Annotated in this window: 8 protein-coding genes; all 8 read left to right on the top strand. The window is 63.3% G+C overall.

Annotated features, from left to right (window positions below; genetic code table 11):
* Nucleotides 1–43: 43 nt before the first annotated feature.
* The 8 genes from N5C88_RS07835 to N5C88_RS07800 all read left to right on the top strand — a co-directional run bounded on the left by N5C88_RS07835 (nt 44) and on the right by N5C88_RS07800 (nt 22812).
* A complete protein-coding gene (locus N5C88_RS07835; protein WP_280015089.1) occupies nt 44–14176 on the top strand; it encodes a hemagglutinin repeat-containing protein in 14133 nt (4710 codons plus the stop codon).
* Nucleotides 14173–14778, top strand: a complete 606-nt coding sequence (locus tag N5C88_RS07830; RefSeq protein WP_280015088.1) for a hypothetical protein — start codon at nt 14173–14175, stop codon at nt 14776–14778. The genes N5C88_RS07835 and N5C88_RS07830 overlap by 4 nt, the downstream gene beginning before the upstream one ends.
* Before the next feature lie 603 nt (nt 14779–15381).
* Nucleotides 15382–15948, top strand: a complete 567-nt coding sequence (locus N5C88_RS07825; RefSeq protein ID WP_280015087.1) for a hypothetical protein — start codon at nt 15382–15384, stop codon at nt 15946–15948.
* 446 nt (nt 15949–16394) lie between these two features.
* Nucleotides 16395–16643: a hypothetical protein gene (locus N5C88_RS07820; RefSeq protein ID WP_280015086.1), complete on the top strand. Its 249-nt coding sequence runs from the start codon at nt 16395–16397 to the stop codon at nt 16641–16643.
* Between the two features lie 521 nt (nt 16644–17164).
* Nucleotides 17165–17944 carry a hypothetical protein gene (locus N5C88_RS07815; protein ID WP_280015085.1) on the top strand — a complete coding sequence of 260 codons (780 nt, stop codon included), beginning with the start codon at nt 17165–17167 and terminating at the stop codon, nt 17942–17944.
* A gap of 911 nt (nt 17945–18855) precedes the next feature.
* The gene (locus tag N5C88_RS07810) at nt 18856–19530 is read left to right on the top strand and encodes a class I SAM-dependent methyltransferase (RefSeq protein WP_280015084.1); all 675 of its coding nucleotides are present in this window, start codon (nt 18856–18858) and stop codon (nt 19528–19530) included.
* Between the two features lie 113 nt (nt 19531–19643).
* Nucleotides 19644–21374 (top strand): molecular chaperone HscC, encoded by a 1731-nt coding sequence (locus tag N5C88_RS07805; RefSeq protein WP_280015083.1) that lies wholly within the window; start codon nt 19644–19646, stop codon nt 21372–21374.
* A 4-nt stretch (nt 21375–21378) separates the two neighbouring features.
* Nucleotides 21379–22812 (top strand): energy transducer TonB, encoded by a 1434-nt coding sequence (locus N5C88_RS07800; RefSeq protein WP_280015082.1) that lies wholly within the window; start codon nt 21379–21381, stop codon nt 22810–22812.
* Nucleotides 22813–23024: the final 212 nt, after the last annotated feature.

Genomic DNA, 23024 nt, shown 5'->3' with positions numbered 1-23024 from the left:
GCGCCGCGAAACCGCAGTCCATCCTTAGTCCCACCGGATACGCATGATGTCCAAGCTTCGCTCCCTCATAGTCTGGTCCGTCGTCTTCACCCAGGTCTGGTCGCCAGTATTGGCGCAGACCTTGCCGATCTCGGTGGACAAGAGCGTGGCGGGAGCGAAGCCCTCCGTCGGCGTCAGCAACGGCGTGCCGGTCATCAACATCGCGCCGCCGTCGGCGGGCGGCGTGTCCAACAACCGCTACACGCAATTCAACGTCGGCCCGTCCGGCGCGGTGCTCAACAACAGCGGCGGCGCCAGCCAGACCCAACTGGCGGGGCAGGTCGGCGGCAACCCCATGCTGGGCAATCAGCGCGCCAGCACCATTCTCAACCAGGTCACCGCGCCCAACCCGTCGCAACTGCTGGGCACGATGGAGGTGGCCGGCAACCGCGCCAACGTGATCGTCGCCAACCCGGCGGGCATCACCTGCAACGGCTGCGGTTTTTTGAACGCGGACCGCGCCACCTTGACCACGGGCAAGCCCCAGGTCGGACCGGACGGCAGCATCGGCTTCGATATTGCCTCGGGCAAGATCCGCGTCGAAGGCGCCGGCTTGAACGGCTCCAACCTCAGCCAGGTGGACCTGCTGGCGGGCACGCTGGAGATCAACGCGGACGTATGGGCCGACAAGCTCAACGTGACCGCAGGCGCGGCGCGCGTCGACTACGCCACGGGAGCCGTGTCCGCCCAGGCGGGCGAAGGCGCGGCGCCCGAGGTGGCGCTGGATACCGCGGCGCTGGGCGGCATGTATGCCAACAGCGTGCGCCTGATCGGCACCGAGGCTGGCGTGGGCGTGAACATCGGCGGCAACCTGGTGGCGCTGACCGGCGACCTGCAGGTTACGGCCGCGGGCGACGTCCGCATTGCGCCGCGCGGCACCGCGCAGGCAGCGGGCAATCTGCGTGTGGACAGCGGCCGCGATCTGGCCGTCCAAGGCGCGGCACAGGCCGGCGGCAGTGCGGCGCTTGTGGCTGCGCGCGACGTTTCCGTGCAGGGCGCGGCCGGCGCCGGTGGCGCCTTGACGCTCGATGCTGGCGGCGACGTGGCTGTCGGCGCGCAGGGCAGCCTGCGCACGCAAGGCGCCCTGCGCGTGGCGGCGAGCAAGGATATCTCCTTGTCGGGAGCCCTGCTGACTTCGGACCAGGACGTGCGTGCGCAAGCCGGACGCAACCTGAAGGTGGCGGGCCGGACGGTCGCACCGCAGCCGGGGCAAGGCGGGAGCACGGGTGGCGGGACCGGCGCCGGTGCGGGAACCGGCTATGGTTCGGGCTCCGGCTCCGGGTCGGGGACTGGATCTGGATCGGCCGCCGGCGGCGAACCCGGCAAGACTCCCGACCCGGCCGCGCCGGGCGAACCGAGTGGCGGCGTTTCCTCGGCGGGCGGCGTGGTTTCCGCGAAGGAAGGCGTCACGTTGCAGGCGGGACGCGACATGCTGTTGTCGCGCCAGGTGTATGCGTCCGGCGTGTTGCAGGCGCAGGCGGGCGCGGACGCGGTGTCGGAGGCCGGCGCACAGTTGCAGTCGGCAGGCGGCATGACGATACGCGCGGGTTCAGGCGTTACGCTGGCCGGCGCGGCCCTGACCGATGGCGCGATGTTGGTCGAATCCACGCGCGACCTGCGCCTGGACGGCAGCGCGCTGGCTTATGGCGGTGCGCTGGACCTGAAGAGCGGCGGCGATCTGCGCATGGGCGCGGCCAGCAAGGCGCAGGGCAAGCGTGTTGGAATCGATGTGGCGCGCGATCTGCGGGCCGATGGCGAACTGGTGTCGGAGACGGCCGCTGAACTGAAGGCCGGACGCGAGGCCGCGGTGGACGCCCGCGTGCTGGTGCGCGGCGATCTGGCCCTGAGCGCGCAAGGCGCCACGGCTGTCACCGGACAGGTGGAAGCGCTGGGCCGCGCGCGGCTGCAGTCCGGAGCAGGCATTTCGCTTGCGGGTAGCCTGAGCGGTAATCAGGGCGTGGACATGCGCGCGGCGGGTCCGCTCGCCATCAGCGGCGCGGTGGGCGCGGCAGCGGGTGAACTGGCGCTGGCTTCCGGCGGCGACCTGTCGGTCAGCGGCAGCGCGCAGGCAGGCGGTCCGGTCAGGTTGAGCACGCAGGGCGCGCTGAACGTGGCGGGTACGGTCTCCTCGCTGGCCGGATTGACGGCCCAGGCCGCGCGCGATGCCGCGGTCGACGGCAAACTGCTGGCCGGCGGTCCGCTGTTGCTGGAAGCGATAGGCCAGGTGGCGGCGGGCGCGGACTCGCGTCTGCAATCGGACGGCGCCATGCAGCTGCGCGCCGGCCAAAACATGCTTCTGGCCGGCGTGGCGGAAACCAATGCCGGCCTGACGCTGGGCGCGGGCCGCAACCTGCGCATGGACGGCGCGGCGCTGGCTTATGGCGGCGTCTTGTCGATGGATGCGGGCCAGGATCTGCGTTTGACCAATGCCAGCCGCACGCAGGGCGAGGGCGTGTCGGCGCGCGCGGGCGGTGACCTGCAGGCGGACGGCGCGATGGCCGCGCGCGGCGATATCGCGTTGACCGCGGGGCGCGATGCGCAGCTCGGCGGCAAGACGGTCGCCACCAACGACGTGACGCTGAAGGGCGGACGCAATCTGGCCATTGCGCAGGGCGCGCAGCTGGAAGCGGAACGTTCCGCGCAGATCCAGGCGGGGCAGGACGCCACGCTGGCCGGCGCTGTGCGCACCAATCAGGGCATACGCATCGACGCCGCCGGCAAGCTGCGGCTGGACGGAGAAACTTCGTCTGTCGCGGGCGCCATCGATTTGCTCGCAGGCGGCGACCTGTCCGTGGGCGCGCAGGGCAAGGCATACGCGGGCGGGGCGCTCAGCGGCGCAAGCGGCGGCGCGTTGCGCGTGGATGGCGAACTGGCCGGCCAGGGCGCGTTGACCTTCGTATCGGTGGGCGGCGCAATGGTGGACGGCAAGCTGCTGTCCGGCGACGCCTTGTCGTTGCGGGCAGGCAAGGACCTGCGCACGGGACAGACGGCGCAGCTGCAATCGTCCAAGAACATGACGTTGAGCGCGGGCCAGGACGTCAGCCTCGCGGGCGCTGCCCTGAGCGATGGCGGCATCGCGATCGACGCCACACGCGAGCTGCGCGTGGACGGCAGCGCGCTGGCCTACGGCGGCGGCTTGTCCATGAACGCCGGCAGCGATCTGCTGCTGGGCGCGGCCAGCAAGACGCAGGGCAAGGGCGTCACGGCCCAAGCCGGGCGCGACCTCATCACCGCCGGTGAAATGGTGGCGGCGGGATCAGCCGGCCTCACGGCGGGCCGCGACGCGGTGTTCGGCGCCAAGCTCGGCGCCGACGGCGACCTGACGCTGCGCGCGCAGGAATCGGCGAAGGTCACGGGCGAACTGCAAGCGACGGGCGCGGCCAGCCTGCAAGCCGGCGGCGACGTGGCGCTGTCGGGCAGCCTGCTCAGCAACCAAGGCACGGAACTGCGGGCAGGAGGCACGCTGGACCTCAGCGGCACGGCCGGCGCGGCTTCGGGCCCATTGACTCTGGCCTCGGTCGGCGACATGACGGTGGGCGGCAACGCCCAATCCGGCGGCCCCTTGTCCATGGTCGCGAAGGGCGCGCTGAACGTGGTGGGCACAGTGTCCTCGCTAGCCGGCTTGACGGCGCAAGCGGGAACCGATGCAACGGTCACAGGCAAGCTGCTGGCCGGCGGCCCGCTGCTGCTGGAGGCGATAGGACAGTTGCAGGCCGGCGCGGATGCGCGTCTGCAATCCGAAGACGCAGTGGCCCTGCGCGCGGGGCAGGACCTGGTCCTGGCCGGCGAGGCGGAAGCCAACAAGGGCGTGACGCTGGATGCCGGGCGCGACCTGCAGGTGGATGGCGCGGCGCTGGCCTACGGCGGCCAATTGGCCATGAACGCGGGCAAGGACCTGCGCTTGGGCGACGCCAGCCGCACGCAGGGCGTGGGCGTGGAGGCGCGCGCCATGGGCGATCTGCTGGCGGGCGGCGCCATGGCCGCGCGTGGCGACATTCTCCTGAGCGCGGGACGCGACGCGCGCATTGACAGCAAGGCCGCTGCCACCGGCAACACCTCGCTGATTGCCGCGCGTGACCTTGTCATGGGCAAGACGGCGCAATGGGACGTCGAAGGCGCGTCGCGCGCCCAGGCCGGCCAGGACATGACGCTGGCCGGCGCCTGGCGCGGCAACGGCGACATGAACATCGACGCCGCGGGCAAGCTGTCCGTGGACGGCACGCTTGCCGCCAGCGCCGGCGGCCTGAGCTTGAACGCCGGCGGCGACCTGTCGATGGGCGAACTGGCGCGGGTCGCGGCCAAGGGCGCGGTCAACGTCACGACGCTGGGCGATCTCCGCGTGGCGGGCGCGCTCAGTTCGCTGGACGCCCTGACGCTACAGGCCGCGCGCAACGCGGCCGTGGCGGGGCAGGTCTACGCGGCGCGCGGCCTGGACCTGAAGGCAGGCCAGACGCTGACGGCGGCAGGCGGCTCGCACCTGCAATCCGACGCCTCGATGACGCTTGCGGCCGGGCAGGATCTGCACCTCGCCGGCACGGCGCTGGCCGAAGGCGGCATGTCGCTGGACGCATCGCGCGACCTGCGCGTGGACGGCAATGCACTCGCCTATGGCGGAGCGCTGCAGCTCAAGAGCGGCAATGACCTGCTGCTGGGCGCGGGCAGCCAGCTGCAAGGCAAGGGCGTGCAGGCTGACGCCGGGCGCGACCTGGCGCTGGGCGGCGTTCTGGTGTCCACCGCCGGCGCGGAACTCCAGGCGGTGCGCGATGCGCGCGTGGACGGCAAGCTGGGCGCCGACGGCGCGCTGGATCTTGGCGCCGGGGGCAATCTGCGCATCGGCGCGGCGGCGCAACTGGACGCCGCGGACCAGGCGCGCATTGCGGCTGCGGGCAACCTGGAGATGGCCGGCGTCGTGCGCGGCGACAAGGGCGCAAGCCTGGATGCCGGAGGTCGCCTGGATATGTCCGGCACGGCGGCATCCGCCAACGGCGCCCTGGACCTGAAAGCGGGTGAAGACCTGGCCTTGGCGGCCGGCAGCCGCGCGCTGTCTGGCGGCGCGCTGCAGGCGAGCGCGGGCGGTTCGCTGACGGCGGCTGGCACGATTTCCTCGCTGGCCGATCTGATCCTGGACGCGGTCGCCAACATCAGCCTCGACGGCCAGAACCTGGCCGCCGGCAACCTGACCCTTCAGGCGGGCGGCGCTTTGGCCACCGGCGCGAACGCGCGCCTGCAGGCCGATGGCTCGGTCGATGTGCAGGCCGACAGCGCTACCTTGGCGGGCACGCTGGTGGCCGGGCAAGCCGCGACGCTGCGGATCGACAAGGATCTGGCGATAGACGGCACGGTCCTGGCCGACGCGGGCGCGCTCACGGTGGAGAGCGGCGGCGCCATGACACTGGGCGGCGCCAGCGCGCTGCAAGCGGGCGGACTGCTGCAAGCGCAGACGGGCGGCAAGCTGCTGGCCAACGGCACGATTTCGGGCGAGCAGGACATTACGCTGAAGGCGGGCACGGACGCCGAACTGAACGGCAAGACCGTCGCCAACGGCACGCTGCGCGCAGACGCGGCCGGGGACCTGAGCATCGGCCAGGCCGGCCTGGCCCAGGGCAGCAGCAAGTTGCTGCTGGGCGCGGGCCAGGACTTGCGCATCGCAGGCACGGCGGGCACCGCCACGGGCGCCGGCGCCGCGGGCGGCAGCTTGCAGGCGCAGGCGGGCCGCGACCTGTTCATCACGGGCACGGTGACCGCCGGTTCGCCCATCGTCCTGGGCGCGCAGCGCGACATCCGCATCGACGGCATCGCCACGGCGCTGGAAGGCGGCCTGACGGCCGACGCGGGCGGAAACCTGCTCGTCGGCGCGGGCGGCAGGATGCAGGCCTTCGACGGGCTGAGCGCACGCGCAGGCGGCAACCTGGGGTCAGACGGCGTCATTGCCGCGGGCGGCGGCCTGACGCTCGCCGCAAGTGGAGACGTCCTGTTGGGCGGCCTTGTTGCCGCCCTGGGCGAACGCGCGGCGGGCAATGCCTCGATCACGGCGGGACGCGATCTCATCGTCAAACAGAACGGCCAACTGCAAGCCGCAGGCACGCTGACTGCCCGCGCGGATCGCGACCTGTACGCAACGGGCGCGCTGAGTTCGGTGGGCGACATGCTGCTGGCCGCCGCGCGCGACGCGCGAGTGGACGGCACTGCCGCCACCGATGCCGCTCTGACGCTGACGGGCCGCGACGTGACCGTCGGTGCGGCCGGGCTGGCGCAGGCCGGCCGCACGTTGACCGCCACCGCGCAAGGCGCGCTGCAGGCGGCGGGGCGCATGCTGGCCGGCGGCTCGCAAACCTTGACGGCGGGCGACAAGATCACGGTCGACGGCACGGTGGCCGCCTTGCAAGGCAACTTGGCGCTTACCACCCAGCGCGGCGATATCGCGCTGGGCGCGGCGTCGCGCCTGCAGGCAGGGGGCGCGCTGACCGCGCAGGCGGGGGGCGCGCTTACCGCGCTCGGCTCGGCCGCCGCGGAACAAGGCATGACCTTGCGGGCCGGCACGGACGCGACGCTGGGCGGCATCGCCGCTACGCAGGCAGGCGACCTGGTCGCCAGCGCCGGCGGCAAACTCACCGTCACGGCGGACGGCCGCATGCAGTCCGGCGCGGGACTGGACCTGAGCGCGGGCGGCGCGCTGTTCAACGCGGGCGTCGCGTCCGCGGGCGCGAACGCCAAGCTGTGGGCGGGATCCACGCTGGACAACACCGGCTCGGTGCTGGCTGGCGGCGATCTCATCGCCACCGCCTTGGGCCAACTTTCCAATGCCGGCCGCTTCGTGGCGGGCGTGGGCGCCGACGGCGCGCTCAGCCAGCCGGGCAGCATCAGATTGACCGGGGGTTCCATCGTTCATGGCGGCACCAGTCTCGCCGGCCGCGATCTGAGCCTGTCGGCAGGCAGTTTGAACCTGGCGGGCGGCAAGCTGTCCGCCATCGGCAAGGTCGCGCTGGCCACGCCGGGTGATATCGACAGCCGCAACGCGGTCGTGCAGGGCGGCGCCCTGGATATCGCCGCCGCCAATCTTCACAACCAGGGCGGCAAACTGACGTCCACGGGCGATGCCGCGATCAAGCTGAGCGGCGCGTTGAACAACACCGGCGGGGTGGTCGCCGCCGCCGGCGATGCGCGCATCGAAGCCGCAAGCATCGTCAACCGCGACGGCACGCTGGCAGCTCGCGACCTGACCGTCACGGCCACGGGCGCGGTGGACAACCGCGGCGGCCTGATCCAGGCCGACAACGTGCTGACGTTGAACGCCGCCAGCCTCGACAACAGCGGCACGCTGACCGCGGCCGGCACACCGCCCAAGGGCGTGCTGGGCAAGGTCGTCTCCATCATGGCCGACCGCGTCAACAACCAGGGCGGCTCCATCGAGGCGATCGAGGACCTGACCCTTACCACCAAGGAACTGGACAACACGGGCGGCACAGTCGCTTCCCAAGGCAACGCGCGCATTGTCGCGGACATGCTCAAGAACACCCAAGGCACGCTGCAGGCGGGCAAGAGCCTGACCGTCATCGCGCAGGCGCTGCAAGGGCTGGGCGTGCTGCAATCCGCGGGCGACCTGTCGTTCACGTATGCGGGCCCGCTGAACCAGGAGGGCGACATCTCCAGCGGCCGCGACCTCAACCTGTCGGTCGGCGGCGCGATGGACAACCGCGCCAAGATCAGCGCCGGCCGCGACCTGAGCATCTCGGCGGACTCGCTGAACAACCAGGCCTCCGGCCAATTGCTGGCCGGCGGCCAGAACCGCATCACGGTGACGCAGGGCCTGACCAACGCCGGCCTCATCGACGGAGGTTCCACCCGCATCACCGCGGGCCGCGTCGACAACACCGGCCGCATCTACGGCGATGCCGTGTCGATCCAGGCAGGCGCCCTGGTCAACGGCGCGGGCGCGGGCGGCGGCGCCGTCATCGCATCGCGCGCGAACATGGACCTGGGCGTGGGATCGCTCATCAACCGCGACCACGCGTTGATCTACTCGGGCGCCGACCTGCGCATCGGCGGCGCGCTGGATGCCGCCGGCCGCGCCATCGGCCAGGCCGGTTCGCTGCTGAACGCCTCCGCCACCATTGAAGCGGCAGGCAATGCCGACATCTCGGCCGCGTCCATCCGCAATCAGAACGACCGCTACACCAGCGAAACGGTGCAGGTGTCCAGCACGTCCAAGGTGTACTTCACCCCGGCCGGCACCACCGACATGTACGACGCCGAGACCAATTGGCTGTGCGACGAAGTGACGCCGATGTGCAGCAAGGATCCGGCCTGGCTGGACGACGATCCGGAACGCATGTTCCTGCTGCCGTCCACCAAGTATCCGGCGTCGCGGTATGGGCCGCCGTTTGATTACGCGCCTAGCAAGAAGGGCAGGGGTGGCGAGACGTCGCCTATCACGCCGACCTATACCCCGCGTGACGTCGGCTGCAGCGGCGGCGACGCGGCCGATCTTTGCTGGGACACGCCGGAGAAGTTCCTCTACGGTTCCGGAGAGCGTATCTGGGCTGTCTTCGGTGTCACGCCACCGTCCGGCCCGATGCCGGTCTGGGTGCCGCCGCTCTACGACAACTGCGCGATCATCGATGGCTGCGCTGCCGAGAACGCGCGCCGCAAGGCCTACGAAGACGCCTACGCCGCGTACAAGGCGCCGCACATGGAGTTGGAAGCGCGCATCCGCGAGTTCAACGCCGACTTCAACAACCGCCTGGTGGGCACCTTCACCTACTACCGGGTGCAAGAGACGGTCACCGAAACCCGCACCCTGTCCTCCGATCCAGGCAAGATCCTGTCGGGCGGGGCCATGACGCTCACCGGCGCCGTCACCAACGACAAGAGCCAGATCGCCGCAGGCGGCACGCTCTCGGTAAACGGTCCCGCCATCAACAACATCGGCGCGGGCGGCGAGCGCACCATCACGCGCACAGGGACCATGACCGTCACCCAGGCGCGTTCGCGTGATCGCAAGGAATATTCCAGCGCTTACAACGCAACCCTGGCCGGCCAGCCCATCGAACTGCCGGTCGGCACGTCCGGCGGCAATGTCGCCGTCCAACTCAACGGCTCCAAGCCCGGCGCCAGCAATGGCGGCGCCACGCCCGGACCGGTGCTGGTCGCCAGCGTCGGCCTGCCCGGCGGCACGGTGGTGCGCACCGTCTCCAATCCTGCCGGTATTCCGGACAGCCAGCTCTACACCGTCAACGGCAGGCCGGATGCGCCTTACGTCGTCGCCACCGATCCGCGTTTCGTCGGCCAGCGTCCAACCGTCTCCAGCGACTACCTGCTGGACCTGCTGAGCCAGCCGGGCGCGCTGCCCGGCACCACCATCGGCAACGGCGCCGGCTCGGGCGGCGGCCTGGCAGGCCAACGCAACGACCAGCCCGGCGCGGCCGGCACGGTCAATGCGGGCGTCGGTGCGGGTTCGGTCTCGACCCCGGGTCAAGGCGGCACGTCCGTTGGCGCCAGCGGCGGCCTGGACGGCCAGCGCCTGGACGCGCAAGGCGCCTCCGGACCCGCCGGCACCGCGTTCGGCGCGGGCGGCTCGCTCTCCGCCAGTGGCGCCACCGCTGCGGCCGACGGCCAGAACCTGTCCGGCGCGCGCCTGGGCAGCTGGGATTCCCTGGTGCCCGCAGGCGCCAAGTTCCTGACGCCCTCGGGCCAGCCCAAGCGCCTGGGCGACGGCTTCTATGAACAGAAGCTCGTGTCCGACCAGATCCTTGCCACCACCGGCCAGCGCTTCCTCGACAAGTACAGCGACAACGACGGCCAGTACAAGGCCCTGCTCGCAGCCGGCGCGCAATTCGCTCGCGACAACGGCATCCAGCTCGGCGTCGCGCTGACCGAGGCGCAACAGCGCCAGCTCACCACCGACCTGGTCTGGCTGGTCGAACAGACCGTCACGCTGCCCGACGGCACCACCGAGACCGTGCTGGTCCCGCAGGTCTACCTGCTGGTGCGCGAAGGCGACCTGAAGGGCGACGGCACCCTCATGGCCGGCCGCAACGTCAAGCTGGAGGCCGAAGGCGACATCGTCAACAGCGGCACCATCGGCGCACGCGAAGCCACCGTCTTGACCGCCGGCAACATCGTCAACCAGGGCGGCGGGCTGATCCAGGGTTCCACCGTCGACCTCGCCGCGCGCGAGGACCTGACCAACCTGGTATCGCTGATCAAGGGCGACAACGTCGCCCTGAAGGCGGGGAACGACATCGCCCTGACGTCCACCGCGGCATCCGAGAACTTCGGCAGCACCTGGGGCACGCACGTCAGCGGCGTGGCCCGCGTCGATGCCGGCAACCTCAACATGCAGGCCGGCCGCGATATCACGTTGACCGCTGCGCAAGTCTCGGTCAAGGACGACGCGCGCCTGCAGGCCGGGCGCGACATCGCGCTGGAGACGCTTACCGAGAGCCATGGCGAATCGCTGGTTCTGAAGAAGAACAACCGCCACGACCTGAGCACCAGCTCCGAAGTCGGTTCGAGCATCGCGGCGGGCGGAAACCTCACGCTGGTCGCGGGGCAGGACGTCAATGCGCGCGCGGCCGAAGTCACCGCAGGCAAGCAGCTGGCGGTGGGCGCGGGACGTGACATCAATCTGGTCGCAGGGGTGGAAACCGGCTCGGCCTACGACGAGGTCCGCTACAAGACCAAGAGCTTCCTGTCGTCCAAGACCACGCACACCATCACCTCCAGCGACTGGGAACAGGCCAAGGGGTCGACCTTTACCGGCGATACGGCGGTGTTGATGGCGGGGCGGGATTTGAATGTGGTGGGGTCGAATGTCATCGGCGACAACGAGGTCACGCTGATGGCGAATCGGGACATCAACATTGCCGCGGCGACCGAGTCGTACAAGGATTACCAGTACGAGAAGGTGACCAAGTCTGGCTTTGGCGGTGGTGGCGGCTTCAGCGTCGGCTATAGCAAGCAGCAACGAACCGACTGGATGAAGGGCGAAAGCGGAGGCTACTCCAGCAGCACTGTCGGCAGCGTGGGCGGCAATCTGACCATCGACGCCGGGCGCGACGTGGGGATCTTCGCCAGCAACGTACTGGCGCAGGACGGTGATATCTCGATCAGCGGCCGCAATGTGGCGATCGTCGCCGGCGTGGGTGAAGCCCGCCAGCACGAATACCACGAGTTCAAGCAGTCCGGAATCACGATAGGCGTGGCGGGCGGCGTGCTCGGTGCTGCCCAACAGATACACGGCACGCTCAAACAGGCAGACGACGCCAAGAGCAGCCGCCTGGCTGCGGTCAAAGTGGGCCAGGCTGCCTATCAGGCGGTGCAGGCCAATCGCATGCTGGAGGCTGCGGAAGGAGCCAACGCCACGGCAGCCGACAAGGAGAACGCCAGCGCCCAGATCCAGATCAGCATAGGCGCCAGCAAATCCGTCAGCGAAACGAAGCGCACGCAGGAGTCGGTGTTCGGCTCTTCCGTCATGGGAGGCGGCAATGTCTCCATCGTGGCCCTGGGCGAGCGAGGCGTTCCAGGCTCGGGCAATCTGTCCATCATCGGAAGCGATGTCACTGGCAAGAACGTACTGCTGGGAGCCACGAACGATCTTTCGCTGTTGAGCCAGGCACAGAGTTCCACAGAGACCTCAACCAACAAGAACAGCGGCTGGAAGGTCGGAGTGGGCATCGGCGTGTCCGATAGCGGCAGCGGCGGAGGCATCAATATCTTCGCCAGCGGCTACATGGGCAGCGGCAACGCCAAGGGTAACGGTACGACCTATCGCGAGACCCAGGTCAGCGCGCGCGACAACTTGACGCTGGCATCGGGACGCGACACGTTGTTGGAGGGCGCACAGGCCCGTGCCGACAGCATCCGCGCCGATATCGGCCGGAACCTGACCATTGCCAGCCAGCAAGACACCGACCGCTACAACGCCAAGCAAAAACAGGCCAACGCGGGTGGCAGCTTCAGCTTCGGTTCCATGACGGGCAGCGCCTACATCGGCGCCAGCACGGGCAAGACCAAGTCGAACTACGACAGCGTGATTGAGCAGTCCGGACTGTATGCGGGGTCGGGCGGCTTCGACGTCTACGTGGGCAAACATACCCAGCTCAACGGCGCGGTGATCGCCAGCGACGCCGATGCCGCGAAGAACAGGCTGTCGACGGAAACGTTGGGCTTTACCGATCTGAAGAACAAGGCCGACTACAAGTCCACCACCGTGGGCGTGAACCTGGGCATGTCAGGCGCATTCGACGTTGCCAACAAGGGCGGCGCAAACAAGGCCGGTCCGTCAGGGTTCAGCTTCGGCCAAACCAGCGGCAGCGATTCCGGCACCACCTACGCTGCGATTGCTCCGGGCACGATTGAGGTGCGTTCGGACAAGGACAGCGGCCGGGATAGCACGATTGGGCTTAGCCGGGATACGGCCGGCGCGAATGGCAGCATCGGGCAGATCTTCGACAAGGACAAGGTCCGCGAGCAGTTGGAGTTCCAGCAGGCGTTTGGGCAGTTGGGGATGCAGCTTGCGGGGGATGCGCTGAAGACCCTAAAGGAGAAGGATCCGGATCTTTGGGGGGAAGGTAAGCCGGGCGCGATCGGGCTGCACGCGGCGGTGGCGGGGATAGCTGCAGCGTTGGGGGGAGGGAATGTAGCTGGGGCTGTAGCGGGCACGGTTGCTGGAGATCTCGCAACCAACTTGGTTAAGGAGCAGGTGGAACAAGCCGTTGCGGGCTTGTCAGGCGAAGCGCGAGAACAAGTTACGAGGGTGATTCTCAACGTCATCGGTAGTGCTGCTGGCGGGGCTGTTGGGGGGCTCAGCGGAGCGGGGGGAGCCTCCGTTGCCGACATGTACAACCGACAATTGCATCCCGACGAGGGCGAGTGGATTAGAAAGAACGCTGCGCGCTATGCAGAGCAGCAAGGTATCTCTCTAACTCAGGCGCTAGCTGAACTGACAGGGCAAGCGGAACTGCAAGCCGATGCCGAGGTGGCTTTGCGCCATGTCGAGAACCAGAACGCTCGAGCATTCTTGGCTGAGATGACTGGAACTCAAGGGACCGGGTTCGTCTATTTTGATGGCAAGGCTGATGGATCTTATTACGACCAGCTTTTGTTCGCGGGAGGTATTAAGTTAAACGCCGACTTGGCGGAGTTGTATGACCTGGCGTGGGAGAAGGTACAAGAAGGAGCGAAGCATCCCACAAAACTGACCGGCTCCAATTTGGCGCTCGCGGACGCAAGCAGGGATATCGCGAATTACATTCACTATCCGGAGGAGGTCGCCAAGGTAGCGCAGGCACTGCAGGAAGAGAAAGCCAAAGCAGAGGCTGCGGAGGATTACGCTCTTGCGCGGGTCATAAGCGATAAGTTGACGAACATCTCGCTCATGCAGAATGGCGGTTTGTTCGACCTGCAGGATCTGACTTGGGAGCAGAGAGAGGCTCTAGGGATCGCGTTTCAGGCTGCGTTGGAAGGAGGAAAGATATCGCTTGCTCAAGTCCGAGCGATGGTGGCCAGGGCAAAAGTTGAGGCGGTGTCTGGCGTTCGGGGCGGAGGGGCTAAGCAGTACCCCGATGGATCAAAAACTGACAATCCTCGTGTCGTCAGGAACGGAGAGGTGCTGGCCGGTGACAACACGGTGTTGGTGCGGCAGAATCCGCTCACGGGAGAATACGAAAAATTTAGCGGATTATTGAAAAATGATGCTCCAAAGGATGCGTCATCCAAGGGTGAAACATATTTCAGAGTTGAGGGGGGCGGGGCAGGGGCGGCAACGAGCCAAAATCGCATCACTGTGAATGGTGATGGCAGTATAAATATCAATCCTGGTTGTTCAGGGCAATTGTGCGTGAGTGTTGGAAGTGGTGATCATGCGAGTTATTTTTTGACAAACAAGCGACCAAATGGAACAGTGGTGGTGTTCGAGGTGGATGCTGCGCTTCACAAGCAGATAATAGACAGCGCGATACCGCAACGTCCGATCCCAGGAATTCGAAGGGACCCGACGGCGCCGAAGATAGTTGATCCCAATCAGCCTGGGCTTGCTCTGGAATTGCCTAAAGTGTGGGAATCGTTGCTTGAAAAAAATTCGAGCAATGCTCGAGTATATTCTCATTCCGAATTTTTGAAGGAGTTTGGAAAATGACACGATGGGAGTCGACTGCCACAGAATTGTGGATGGGAGATAAGGGTATTGCTTTTTTTGTTCACTCTGGGATGTTCTATTGGGTATTTGATGAAAAGTTCAATTTCAGTTTGGACGCAGAAAGGGAATATCGTGCCTATTTAGATAAGGGGCACATAAATCGGAAGCAGTACGATGCAGCGTGTTTGTCGTTTAGGGGTGGAATACTTAAATTAACGGCTGATAATTTTCTAGATTATTTGTATTCTGGGGAGGAAAAAATACTATCTTCACAGGAGTTGAAAGAGGTCTTGGGACATGGTCTGGATCTGGATGGAGAATTGCACCAAAGTATTGAAAAATACTATCTTTTTGGAGGTGATCTGAGTAAGGATGGGTTTTCTGGTGCAAATATTATTGCGTCTAGATTGCCAAAATTTTACGTAAATTTTGATAGAAAAATATATATACATATGGATTTTGGTAGGGCGCATGAAGATTTGGTGTATGCGGATTGGTTTGCAGGTTGTGAAGATTTTTGCTATTTAATTCCTGATAGAGAAAGGTATTGGTTTTTACATGGTTCTGATTATTGGAAATTAAGATTCTTGCAGTCAAACTAGAAATATAAATGAATTTTATTGTTTGATCGAGAAAGGGTGTTAGGCTGCATTTAGATAGCTGGAAATATGGTTTGGATTTTTTATCGAAACATGCCAGCTAGAGATTCGCTATTGAGGTTATTTTTTTTTTAAAAAACGCCGTTCGTGATGGTCACCTGCGTCTGAGCAATGTGTTTCTTTGCTTCGGTGTGGGTGGGGGAGTGGTGTTGATGGAGCTACATCAATTGTATGCAGGGTGGGTGTATATCATTGGGTTGGTTATCGCCGCTTTCGGTGGATACGATGCGCAAGCCTATGTATTGAAAATTCGCCCTTTTGAAGAGCCTCTATACCCCCAAGACTGATTGATTGATCGGAAAAAGAGGCTGAAAGAGAAAAGAGGTGAGTCGACGGATGACGAGTGAGTGTGTAAATGGCCAGGGATGATGGCTGACTCCAGTCGGAAGCTCTTTTAGGTAGATTTCTTAGAAATCAGAGAATTAGAAGACTATGATTTGCTGTAGATTTATATTGACACTCGCCTCGCTATTCGCTGCCGCAGGCTGCTCCTTCATCATGGGCTCGCCACCGGCAGCCTTGGCAACGAACCCGGAACCTCGCGAGATGATCAGTCCGGTGCTGATCTACACCACCGATTGCGATTTCAAAGAGAAGATCGAGAGTGTCGGTTTCATAGGTGCCAGAACAGCCTATCCTGCGACCTACGCTGCCGAATCAGTATGCAACGCATTGAATGCCGAACTGCCAGGTGCCATGGACGCAGCGGGAGTTAAGGCTGTATTCAAGTTGCGCAAGTTCGATCTCAAGACGGCCAGGCCGGAAACGATGAACAAGGATGCGTTGGCGGCAGGTGTCAAATATGTGGTTGCTGTGAGCGAGCCGCGCGCATTCGAGGGTTCCCAACAGTATCCTGCCAGTGTGTCGGTGGGTATCCGTCTGTATGACGCAGAATCGGGCGAGTACCGTGGCATGGCCGAGGATACGTATGGGATCTCTCTGCGTGATTTTTCAAATCGTGGGCCGAATGCCGAGGGACAGCGGATCGCGGCGGATGTCGCGAATAAACTGGCGCGCTCCATGGTACAGCGGTGCACCGAAAAGTACCCTTACCAATGCCACAAGACCGGTCTGCTGCGTTTTGCGGAACCTCGCGATGCATTTGGCAAGTGACTTGGCGCTCCGTCGTGACAAATGAAGGGCAAACTACATGCTTACAGTGAGACGGTCGCTCAAGGCGATATTTGTGCGCGATGGTTACCTGAGGCCGATATATGGTGCGGTTTTGGTAATCGCAGGGGGCGCTATCGTTTTCCTTGATTTCGATGTCTGGCGTACCGGATGGATATACATCGTAGGGCTGGCGATAGGGGGATTCGGGGGGTATGCCGCGAGGGCGCACCAATTGGGTATTCGTTCATTTGAAGACCCGCCTTATCCGCACGGGTGGTTGAAGAAACGAAGAGCTGGACTACCCAAAACTCGGGAAGATACGAGTGAAAAGGCCGGAAAGTAAATCTGTGAGTGATTCGATCGCTGATATGGAAGGTGCTTTTGCGTCAGATAGGTATCCAGTGCTTTCGCTCGCCTTTAATTAAATTGTGGGTTTGGTAAAGGCAGTGATTATTTGGCTGGTGTTGATGGGAGATAATATGGGTTTCTATGACGCAATCATTGCTGAAGGAAATTTCAAGCGCTGGTTCCGAGGGTTGTTAATTTGGATTGGGATTGTCCTGGCCCTGCTTGGATTGACGTTTGATACTTATATTTTGGCCTTGATCGGACTGGTGATTGGGGCCATGGGTATGTATGCAGCGAAGGCTGCTATGGTTAATGTCAAGCCCTTCAGGGAAAAAGGGAAGTGCTGAGTTTTAGGGTTATTGAATTGGGGGGGTGTCGCGTATTCTTTTGGCCGGGCCGCTAAAAAGATGTCAGACTATATTTTCAAAATCTGAAAATTTAGTCTGAAACCTTGTATCAGTGCTCGTATAAATAAACAGTCAGGAGGCTTCTCTACTTCCAATCCTTACGGTTCATCAGATTTGCCACGTGTTACTGGAGGAAGTAAGTAATGAAACCTTTTTTGTATGAGCTTCCAATTTTGCCGGATGGCTTTCAGTTTCCCGCGGATTACTTAAGTGTAGTTATGGCGGATGAGGATTTGGATATAAAGCCGTGGAGGTTTTTATCGAAAGACGTGGCAAATTAAAAAAGGTGTCAGACTACATTTAGAATTAAGAAACTCCATGCCCCGCCGTTATTAATCAGAGGAACCACAGCCAAGTTCCTGACCGATTGGGCTGCAAAGATCCTGAACAGGCCACGCTTGGTCTGCCATAAAGCAGCCCTAGCGAAGCAGCGACGGCCAACGCACATCATGGAGCAATACATGCGGAAGAAACTCCCCATACTGCGGGTCATCCGCCAGACCTTGGATTATCTAGGCGACCATGGCGGACGGCTGATCGGCGCATCGCCGCTATTGATCCTGATTCTGCTAGGTGGCGTGGTCTTGGGCATGTATCTGAACGACATGGCATATGTCGAGCAGAGCAAACTGCTGGAGCTGGCCGGATGGATGGTGAGTACCGCCGCCCCAGTCCTGGCGGCGGTGGCTTGGCATCGGTGCATCCTTCTAAACGAAACTCCTGCGCCTCGCCCCGTGGCAGGCAAGCCCGAACGCATGTATTTCATCGTACTGTTGGTGAGTGCCGCGTTAGCGTTCGTGGTTGCGCTTCTGGTCTACATCGTGATGCTGTTTTCCGAGGGGCCAGCCGGCCCGCATTGGCTTGGCATGGTGTTGGTGCTGTTGTTGATATTGTCGCCATGCTTTTTCCTGGGATATTTCTTTCTGGCGTTGCCGCACGCGGCCTTGACCGGCAGATTGGACCTGCCGCGGATTGCGGGGCTGGTGAAGGGCAACCGGTTACGCCTGCTGGCGGTGGCCATGTTGCCAGTGCCGCTATTGCTCTTGCTAGAGGCTGTCCGGATCTTTCTGCTACAGATGCCGCGGGCGCCGGGCGTCGCGTTTTATCTGTACTCCGCCATTTCCACATTCGCTTTTACTTTGGTTTCCGTGACTTCGATGTCCATCAGCTATCGGGCGCTGGCTTTGACGCCTTTGGAAGAACGCGCGAATTCCTCGCTCGCAGCGTGTGGTGCGGATTGATTTTCAGGTGATTCGCCATGGATAGCGCGATGACCGATTGCCCATGGGAGAAGATTTATGGATTTTTCTCTCTAAACGAGTACGAGAGATTTCTGAAGTGGATTGTGGTACAGGTAGACGCAGGTTTGGCAGTCGAGGTTGTCGTGCAAAGCCGGTAGCCGATTTTCGGTCTGGAAGAACGGTGGTTTCAGTGCGTTGCCTCGCGTGAACTGTGGCGATTGGTCGCTCCTGATGCTCCCTTTAGAGGTTGCTGGGAGGCATGTATACACCTCGGCAGGTAGCACCAACCAAGGCGGCGGCCTGGAGTTGAATGACCTTCTTGCGTTGCCTGAAGGGGCAGCAAGGTAGTCGGAGTGGCGCGACTGTCTTGTCAATGTCCGTTAGTCGGCATGATTTTGTATGCATGAAAATTAGTAAAACAGTGTTTATTTTTGGCGCCATTCGACCAAAAATAAAAAAACAAGAGCGCCATTAAGAATGGTCGTACCTAGCCGTTAGAAATAAGTAGATGGGGCGCAGCGTCTGGCTTCCATCTGGAACGGTAGGACGCAAAGATCCTGTCTCAATGCAGCGCTGCGGGGCGATGCATTGGGGAAACGCTGGATAGGTGAACCAATAAACAGCCATCTATCGGGCGGCCCAGCCAGGATCCTCTCCACGCAATGCGTTCATGTCCAAGGCTCTGGACGGGCGCGGCGCGGCTTGCGGCTGGCATAGCGGTATCGGACTGAAAAATCTTCGAATAAATAATATCCCGGCTGAGATAGCTACGATTCGTCGGCTGTCGGCAAGGTCAAGGAAGAATTCGAATAAAGAATGGACCTCACAAAAAACAAGTGAGGCTGGCGGCCCGCGGGGGCTGCTTTGGTACTTGGTGCCATACGGGTTTGCTTTTGAAGTTCTGGAGGATCATGAAGTTCGTCAAAAAAATACCTTACGCGTTGAAGCGCGCCGTTTTTCGCGCGTCTCCGGCTCTTGCCAGAATCCTAGGCCTTGATTTCCGCTTGCGGGTGCCCAGCCGGATGTTCATGGAGCAAGAGGTCTTCAAGTATGTCAATCAGCAGTTCCGGCGCGCAACGACCGCTCCGGCGGCGAGGTGCTTGTTCATCGGCCTGGACAAGCACAATTGGCATTACGACCGGTTGCTGGACCTCGACTTTTATTCAATAGATTTGAATCCGCGCAATGCGGCCTACGGCCCGCCCGGCAGACACGTGGTAGGTTCGGCGACCGAATTGTCTTCGCACTATCCGCCGAACAGCTTCGATGTGGTTTTTGCGAATGGGCTGATCGGTTTCGGCCTGGATACCGAGGAAGCGTTCAATCAGTTGATGTTCGAATGCCATCACGTCTTGGCCAGCGACGGGATGCTGGTGCTTGGCTACAACGACAAACCCGACCGCCTGAGCTTCAAGGTTGAACAGGCCGCGGGTTTTGAGGTTTTCAAGACTTTTGAGCCTGGCATAACCGGAATGACTGGCGCGCGTCACATCGTGGAGGACGGGTTCCGGCATTGTTATGTGTTTCTGCGGCCGCGGCGCTTGGGTCATGCGGCGGGCCAGATGGATCTGGTTGCTGCGGCCTGACCTGGCCGCGCCCGCTACATTTCTCTCCTTCCTGGCCGTTAATCGTAGGTCCATGGGGCGTTTCGCGCTTGCGCGGAGCGCCCACATTATTGGAACCGAAACAGGCTTTTCTCATGATCATCGGTATCGACCTGGGTACGACAAATAGTTTGGCGGCGCTGTGGCAGGACGGCCGGGCGCGCCTGGTACCCAATCCGTTGGGGAGCTTTCTGACACCCTCTTGCGTAAGTCTGGATGAAGATGGCCGCGTATTGGTGGGGCAGGCCGCCCAAGAGCGCCTTCAAACGCATCCCGAGCGCACCGCCGCGTTGTTCAAGCGGCACATGGGCAGCGACAAGCTGTTCCAGTTGGGCGACCAGGAGTTCCGCGCCGAAGAACTATCGTCGCTGGTGCTGCGCGCGCTGAAGGCAGACGCCGAAGCCGTGCTGGGCCACCCGGTTACCGAGGCCGTGATCAGCGTACCGGCCTACTTTTCCGACTCGCAGCGCAAGGCAACGCGCAACGCGGGGAAGTTGGCGGGCCTGACCGTCGAACGTCTGGTCAACGAACCCACCGCGGCCGCCCTGGCCTATGGCCTGCACCAGAGCGAGGACGAGACCCAGTTCCTGGTTTTTGACCTTGGTGGCGGCACGTTCGATGTGTCGGTGCTGGAACTGTTCGAAGGCGTGATGGAGGTGTGCGCCACGGCTGGCGACAACTTCCTTGGCGGCGAGGATTTCGTCAATGAGATCGTTCAGAAGTTCTTCGATACCCATGCGCGGGCCGCGGCCGCGCGCGAGGACCGGCGCTTCATGCAACGGTTGCTGGCGCAGGCTGAAAGCGCCAAGCGCCAGTTGTCGACCCAACCTGCCGCCCGCATTGCGTTGGACTGGCGCGGCGAAGAATATGCGCTCGAATTGAGCCAGGAACTGCTTGGGCAGTTGTGCGCGCCGCTGCTGACGCGTTTGCGCATGCCGGTTGAGCGCTCATTGCGCGATGCCAACATCAAGAGCCAGGACATTGCCACCGTGGTGCTGGCGGGCGGCGCCACGCGCATGCCGCTGGTGCGCCAGCTGGTCACGCGCATGTTCGGCCGCTTTCCGAATACCGAGATGGATCCCGATCAAGTGGTGGCGGCAGGCGCTGCGGTGATGGCGGGACTGAAGATGAAGGACCAGGCGCTGGAAGAGGTCGTGATGACCGACGTATGCCCCTACACGCTGGGCATCAGTACTACGCGCACCACTTCGTCCGGACAGCGTTTGCCGGGCCAGTTTGCGCCCATCATCGAACGCAACGCCATCGTGCCGGTCAGCCGCCAGGAGACATACATGCCGATGGAAGACGGTCAGGGCGAGGTCGAGCTGCACATCTACCAGGGGGAGTCCCGCCTTGTCCGCGACAACATCCTGCTAGGCACTCTGAACATGTCGTTGCCGCGCTTGTCGCGTCTGGAAAGCGCCATCAACGTGCGTTTTACCTATGACGTGAATGGCTTGCTGGAGGTCGAGGCTGCGCTGGCGCGAGGCGGCGCGGCACAACGTCTGGTGATCCAGGGCGGCGGCGCGCAGATGAGCGACGCCGATATCCAGCGCCGCTTGGGCGAACTGGCCGAGTTGAAGATCCATCCTCGGGAACTGGCGGTCAACCGCGCCTTGGTGGCGCGGGCCGAGCGCGTCTACCAGGTGCTGCGTGGCGATGACCGCGAACTGCTCGCCCACGAAATAGTGCTGTTTGAACAGGCGCTGGAAACCCAGGAGGAGCGGCTTGCCGTGCGTGCCGCAGAGCGGCTGCGTCGCGTGGTCGACGTGCTTGAACGGGCCGCCGTGTTTGCTCCAGGCTTTGATCCCACGCAACAGGACTAGTACCGTGGCAGCAGCGAGCTTTACCAGATTAGGCATCGAGCCCACCAGCGACCAGAAGGTCATCCGCCGCGCCTATGCGGCGGCGCTCAAGCGGATCGACCAGGCCGCTGACCCGGAAGGCTTCGCCATCCTGCGCGGCGCATACGAGCATGCGCGATCCTGGGCCGACATACAGATCGAGGAAGGGGAATCCGCCGCTTGCAGTGCGTTGCCTTTGTCCGACGCGCCGCAAGCGGGTCCTGACGCAGCGCCGGGGGACACGCCCGAGTTCGCGCCCGAGTCCGGGATGGAAGCGGTCCCGAGGCAAGCACCGCCAGCGCATGCGCAGGAGCCAGGGCCAGCGGTTCAAGCAGAATGGTTTCCGCCATCCCGAGAGGAACTGGAAGCAGGTATCGAGCACTGGACCCGCCGTCTGATGCAGGCGCCCGATGATGAGGTTGCGCAGATGCTCGCTAGCGCCCTGGCTGACCGCCGGCTAGACCATCTGGAGGCCAGGGACGCTCTGGCCTGGAGCCTGGCCCGGGCGATGCGCCTGCAGCCGGACGGCCGCCTGGCGCTCTTCAATGGCGCGCGCCGGGCGTTCGACTGGAACGGCCTGAGCGCGCCATTTCCGCATGACCAGGACCTATCCGATTGGGTCGACATGCTGTTGGACCAGATGGAGCAGTACAGCCAGCTGCCGCCGCCCTTGCGTGTGCGCCTGGATGCAGTCCTGAGGTTGGCGCACAGGTGGGCTGAACCCAATCTTGTACAGGCGTACTGGCATGGAAGGGATTTCGCACAGTTGTTGAGCATTGCGCCTCATCTGTCGGTGCTGGACCTGGGATGGGCGCGCATCGAGGCATGGCGCGCGGCTTCCGCGCGCTTTGACGGCGGCCGGAACGCGTTGCGGTGGTTGGCGGCCAACAAGCTGAAGATGGTGCTTGCGGCGATTTGCGTCATGGGATTGGTTTTGATGTACCGGGACGCGCGCGACGGCACCACCTACGAGAAGCCAGGGCCGACCCGGGAGCAATTGGCAAATGGCCTGGTGACCGTGCATGCGCAACGCGCGGCGCCCGAAGTTCAGCCGTGCCAGGTGCGATCTCCGCTTTCGCCACCGCTGGGATGTCCCGCGGCGCAGACGGGTCAGGCCTCGCCTGAGCCATGGCCGATGGCCATGCCCAAGGCGCTGTTCATTACCGGAGCTCCCGCGCTCTCCTATCCGCCGCAGGCCAAGTCGGCTGGGGCCAAGGGCACAGTCTGGGTACGTGTGATGCTGGATGTTCAGGGGAAGGTGCTGCGTAGCGCGCTGATTTTCCCCTCAGGGAACAGCACCTTGGATCAGGCCGCCGTCGTAGCCTCGAGCGGGGTGCGAATGATGCCCGCAATCCAGGATGGCAACGCCGTACCGAGCCAGGCGGTGCTTGTGTTCAGCTATGAGATCGCCGCTCCCTGAATCCGGTACTGACGTGCAGTTCAGATTGCGATGAAAAAAGGAGATTGACAGTATGGGTCTCATCGACCCTGGGACGGCCAATTCACGACCCGCGACGCCAAGTCAGTACGCAACACGTGAATGCCGGACGCCAGGAATCATGGAGGCCTTGAGCCTTGTCTTGCAGGTCCGGACCTGCGATCTGATGCCGCTACAAGAATAGGTAAATACGA

Origin of the sequence: Achromobacter sp. GD03932 (assembly GCF_029839485.1) — a bacterium.
Taxonomy (GTDB): domain Bacteria; phylum Pseudomonadota; class Gammaproteobacteria; order Burkholderiales; family Burkholderiaceae_B; genus Achromobacter; species Achromobacter bronchisepticus_A.
The sequence above is the reverse complement of the archived record's forward strand: the minus strand, read 5'-3'. Positions and strand labels throughout refer to the sequence as shown.

Bases quoted from the DNA above. Each gene is read 5' to 3' on its own strand.
- N5C88_RS07815 (WP_280015085.1), top strand. From the start codon at position 17,165: ATGCGGAAGAAACTCCCCATACTGCGGGTCATCCGCCAGACCTTGGAT.
- N5C88_RS07835 (WP_280015089.1), top strand. From the start codon at position 44: ATGATGTCCAAGCTTCGCTCCCTCATAGTCTGGTCCGTCGTCTTCACC.
- N5C88_RS07830 (WP_280015088.1), top strand. From the start codon at position 14,173: ATGACACGATGGGAGTCGACTGCCACAGAATTGTGGATGGGAGATAAG.
- N5C88_RS07825 (WP_280015087.1), top strand. From the start codon at position 15,382: ATGATCAGTCCGGTGCTGATCTACACCACCGATTGCGATTTCAAAGAG.
- N5C88_RS07805 (WP_280015083.1), top strand. From the start codon at position 19,644: ATGATCATCGGTATCGACCTGGGTACGACAAATAGTTTGGCGGCGCTG.
- N5C88_RS07810 (WP_280015084.1), top strand. From the start codon at position 18,856: ATGAAGTTCGTCAAAAAAATACCTTACGCGTTGAAGCGCGCCGTTTTT.